Here is a 3,285-nt window from a genome sequence, read left to right as displayed (position 1 = left end):
CTCCGGGCCGCCGCCGCCGCCCGAGCCCGGCGCCGTCGGGCCGGCCTCGACGTCACCATCGAGGTGGTGCCCGAGGAACCCGAGTACGTGCTGCTCCGCGAGGGCCGCCGGGCCACCGCCGTGGTCGTCGGCGCCCGCGGCCGAGGCGCGCTCGCCGACGCCCTGCTCGGCTCGGTCGGCCTGACCGTGGCCGCCCGCGCGCGCTGCCCGGTCGTCGTGGTCCGCGGCGACCGGGAACTTGGTCCCGGCCGGACCTCTGTCGTCGTCGGCGTGAACGGCACGCCGACGGCCGCGGTGCCCTTCGCCTGCCAGGAGGCCGCCCTGCGGGGCGTCCCGCTGACCGCCGTACGCGCATGGCGCCGCCCCTCGCCCGACACCGCAGGCCGTCCACCGCTCCCCGGCCGCCCACCGCTCGCCGGCGATCCGCGGCGGTCGCACGAGGCGTGGGCCGCCGCCGAGTTGGCGGCCGCCCTCGCCGGGACCCCGGCGGATGCGCGTCCGCAGCGGCGAACCGTGGAAGGGCCGCCCGGCCAGGTGCTGGTCGACGCCTCCCGGGAGGCCGCTCTGCTGGTGATCGGCCGCCGCGACCCGGAACACCTCGGCCCGCACCTCGGGCGCGTGGCGCACCGGGTCCTGCAGCACTCCCACTGCCCGGTGGCGGTGGTCCCCGACGCCTGACCGGCGGTCCGCCGCCGTCGTCGGGTCACCCCGGGCCAGGGTCACCCCGGCCCAAGGCCACCCCATCTCAGGGTCACCAGTTCTTGTACCGCGTCTGGCCGAGCCCGCAGAAGGTGCACCCGGGGCTCAGGAAGTCCTGGGTGCGGCGGAACTCCTCGTCGGCCAGGTGCCAGCGCAGCCAGGCGGTGATGATGTGCTGCCCGTTGCGGGTGGCGGCGATGTGGTCGGTGCCGTCGAGGACGTTGAGCCACACCGGCACGTCCGTGTTGGTGTAGTCGCGCTCCACGTTGGAGGTGGCGAAGTCGTCGTCACCGCCGATGTACAGCGCGGGGTTGCGGAGGTTGTCCGGCCCGCTGCCGTCGAAGGAGCCGCCCGCCACGTGCACGGTGGTCTCCAGCCGCGGGTCGTCGGCCACGTCGAAGGTGCCGATGGAGCCGCGGGAGTGGCCGCCGAAGGCCACCTCGGTCGTGTCGATGTCCTGGTACAGCGGACCGCCGGTGCTCGCGTTCCGGTCCTCGATCCAGTCGAGCGCGTCGACCATGTAGTCGCCGCTGCTGGAGGAGACCTCGCTGTACACGACGAACCCGTGCGAGGCCCACTGGCGCAGCATGTCCTCGTAGGCGGCCGGGTCGGAGCCCGCGCCGGGGCCCCAGACGAGCACCGGGTGCCTCACGCCGTTCTGCCCGGCGTTCGTCGGGTACACCAGCCATCCGTCGTCGCCCGGGCCCGCGGTGGTGTCGATGGTCACCGCGTAGGGCCCGGGGGCGGTCACGTCGCTCACCGGGGGCAGCGATCCGCCGGGCGGGTCGGTCGGCCCGCCGCTGCCGCCGCCGGCCGCCCGCACGAGCACGTCGTCGACGGTCAGCGACTCCAGCGCGCTGTTGGCGTCCAGCGAGAACCGTAACCGCAGGCTCCGGCCGTCCACCGACGACGGCAACTGGTACGAGGTCGCGCCGGTGGCGGTGCGCGCCGACTCCAGCGTCGTCCAGGAGCCGCCGTCCACCGAGTAGGCGACCGTGAAGGCCTCGCCGAGGTCGAGCCCGGTCGCCGTCCGGGTGTACGACACCGAGATGCCGCTGTACCCGGCCAGGTTCACGGCCGCGGAGGTGACGGTCGGGTCGGTCAGCAGCGATCCGCCCAGACGCGCGGCGCCCGTGCTCGCGCTGACGGAGCCGGTGGAGGTGAAGGTGCCGAGCCCGGCGGAGAAGTTCTCGCCGTAGAGCGAGGTCACGGCGGAGGCGGGGGAGGAGAGGACGCCGGCGACGCCCACGGCCGTGAGGCAGGCGGCCATCACGGCCCTCAGGCGAGGACGCCGGCTTCGACCGGTGCGAACTGACATGTCTGACCCCTTCGTTGTGCCGACCACGCCGGCCCGTCGGGGGTTCCGGTGGCCGGAGTTGGTCCAGGTCCGTCCACGGCGAGTGAAGCGGGGTCCCTCCGCGCGCACATCAGTGAAACCACCGGTCGGGCTCACAGACGCAGCAGCGCGGTCACGGCGACCGCGGCCACCAGGGTCACGGGGAGCGGGGCCCGACGCAGCACGAGCAGCGGAACCACCCCGAGTCCGGCGACCAGGGTGAGGTCCGTGCCGCTCCAGCGGTGGCCCAGCACGTCGACGACGACGAAGCCGGCGAGCAGGGCGGGAGCCGTGAGGGCGATCACCGACCGTGCTCGCGGAGTCAGGGTGCGTCCGCCGAACAGGGCGGGGCCGAACGCCTTGCAGGTGAAGCTGAGGACGGCGACGGCGCCGATGGCGAGCCAGAGATTCATGGCGTGGCCTCCGGCTCGGAGCGCACGGGCGGTACGGAGCTCTTGGCCCCTTCGGCGCGGGCGGGCAGGGGCGCGGGCGTCCGGCAGAGGGCGACGAGCGCCGCGAGTGCCGCGCCCACCAGAGCGGGCCCGACGGGCAGGAAGAGCACCAGGACGGCCGCGAGGACGGCTCCGAGCAGGGCCGGCATCCGGTTGTCCCGGTCCTTGCGGACCTCCTCGACCAGGAGTGCGACGAAGAGCGCCGGTGTGAGGACGTCCAGCCCGAGCCGGTGCAGCAGGCCGGGGTCGGGGGACGCCACGACGCCGAGGGCGGTGCCCGCGACCCAGGCCGGCCACTGGACCGCCGTGGCGCCGAAGAGCAGGTGCCGGTCGAACCGCCCGCCGCCGAGGTGGGCGGCGGCCCACGATCCGTCGACCACGGCCTGACCGGCGAGCGCGCGGCGCAGCCGGCCGCCGCGCAGGTCACCGGCGACGGCGATGCCCATCGGGACGAAGCGGCTGTTGATCAGGGCCGCGGAGGTCACGGCGCCGACGAGGCCGCCGCCGGAGCCGAGGGTCGCCAGCAGGGCGAACTGCGCGGAGCCGGAGAACACGACCATCGAGCAGACCACCGGAGCCACCGGCCCCCAGCCCTGCGAGGCGCTGACCGCCCCGAAACTGACGGCGAGGAGGAAGGAAGCGGCCGCGAGTCCCGACCCGGTCCTGAGCCCGGCGAGGAAGCTCGCACGTGGTGGGACGGCGGCGTCCGCCGCGCGGGAACTGTCCATCCACCGAATCTAACAGGCATCAGCGTGAAAGAGCGTTAGATAACGGCATAGGATGGGCCGGTGACGAGTA

At 74.6% G+C, this 3,285-nt stretch carries 4 protein-coding genes; 1 reads left to right on the top strand and 3 read right to left on the bottom strand.

From position 1 onward, the window contains the following. Positions 1–678 (top strand): universal stress protein (locus tag ACOV8S_RS32550; protein ID WP_448322215.1); only part of this gene is annotated, 678 nt, incomplete at its 5' end. Between the two features lie 73 nt (positions 679–751). On the opposite strand, the gene ACOV8S_RS32545 is transcribed toward ACOV8S_RS32550, so the two are convergent. From ACOV8S_RS32545 to ACOV8S_RS32535, 3 genes are all read right to left on the bottom strand, one after another. After that, on the bottom strand, positions 752–2,017 hold the full coding sequence (locus tag ACOV8S_RS32545) for a poly(ethylene terephthalate) hydrolase family protein (protein WP_448322213.1): 1,266 nt from the start codon (positions 2,015–2,017) through the stop codon (positions 752–754). Positions 2,018–2,148: 131 nt separating this feature from the next. Further along, positions 2,149–2,448 (bottom strand): AzlD domain-containing protein, encoded by a 300-nt coding sequence (locus tag ACOV8S_RS32540; protein ID WP_448322212.1) that lies wholly within the window; start codon positions 2,446–2,448, stop codon positions 2,149–2,151. Next, positions 2,445–3,215: an AzlC family ABC transporter permease gene (locus ACOV8S_RS32535; protein ID WP_448322210.1), complete on the bottom strand. Its 771-nt coding sequence runs from the start codon at positions 3,213–3,215 to the stop codon at positions 2,445–2,447. Before ACOV8S_RS32535 ends, ACOV8S_RS32540 begins: the two co-directional genes overlap by 4 nt. Positions 3,216–3,285 lie beyond the last annotated feature (70 nt).

The sequence above is a fragment of the Streptomyces sp. CO7 genome (assembly GCF_053474865.1).
The sequence above is the reverse complement of the archived record's forward strand: the minus strand, read 5'-3'. Positions and strand labels throughout refer to the sequence as shown.

Excerpts from the sequence above, each read along its gene's own strand:
- ACOV8S_RS32535 (WP_448322210.1), bottom strand. The coding sequence starts at position 3,215 with ATGGACAGTTCCCGCGCGGCGGACGCCGCCGTCCCACCACGTGCGAGC.
- ACOV8S_RS32545 (WP_448322213.1), bottom strand. The coding sequence starts at position 2,017 with ATGTCAGTTCGCACCGGTCGAAGCCGGCGTCCTCGCCTGAGGGCCGTG.
- ACOV8S_RS32540 (WP_448322212.1), bottom strand. The coding sequence starts at position 2,448 with ATGAATCTCTGGCTCGCCATCGGCGCCGTCGCCGTCCTCAGCTTCACC.